The organism is Cellulomonas sp., from assembly GCF_017744555.1.
GTDB lineage: Bacteria > Actinomycetota > Actinomycetes > Actinomycetales > Cellulomonadaceae > Cellulomonas.
Genome location: NZ_JAGIBD010000131.1, coordinates 1 through 535 on the forward strand (window position 1 = coordinate 1; position 535 = coordinate 535).

Annotated in this window: 1 protein-coding gene and 1 pseudogene; one reads left to right on the plus strand and one right to left on the minus strand. The window is 71.2% G+C overall.

Translation table 11 applies throughout. The features are described from left to right. Positions 1-181, plus strand: a 181-nt coding sequence (locus J7523_RS20530; RefSeq protein ID WP_291890667.1) for a fibronectin type III-like domain-contianing protein, incomplete at its 5' end; no start/stop codon positions are given. A 21-nt stretch (positions 182-202) separates the two neighbouring features. Here the strand turns inward: J7523_RS20530 and J7523_RS20535 are convergent. Continuing rightward, positions 203-535: pseudogene (locus tag J7523_RS20535) on the minus strand (hypothetical protein); the annotation flags it as partial.

A 535-nucleotide genomic window follows, 5' to 3' on the forward strand; every position in this document is an offset into this window, starting at 1 on the left:
CGACAAGATCCTGCTGCAGCCCGGTGAGTCGCGCGAGGTGGTGTTCGAGTTGAGCGCTGCGCAGCTGGCATTCACCCGCGCCGACGGCAGCCACGGCGCCGAGCCGGGCGCGTTCGATGTCTGGATCGCACCGTCGTCCACGACCGGCGTGCCGGCGCGCTTCGAACTGCTGGCGCCGTAGCGGCGCCAGCGCACCCCGGCACTACATGCCGTGCGGTTCGCCGCGCTCCCAGGCGCGGATCACCGCCCGCCGCGCGCGGCTCCAGTCCAGGCGTGAAGGGCCCTTGCGGCTTTCCCATTCGCGCTGCAGCTCGCTTTCCAGACCGGTGAAGTCGCCCTGCGGGTGGCGCTGTCGCGCGCCGTGCCCGACGCGATAGGCCGCGTCGTAGTCGTCATAGCTGTCGCCTTCGAGGAAATACGGCTCGCGGCTGAACTGCTCGTTCCAGTAGCCGGCGTCCGTAAACGGTTCGGCCGGTTCGACCGGCGCCCGTCCGGGGATCTGGTGGGTCAGCGGCACCGGAGGCTGGCCCGGCAC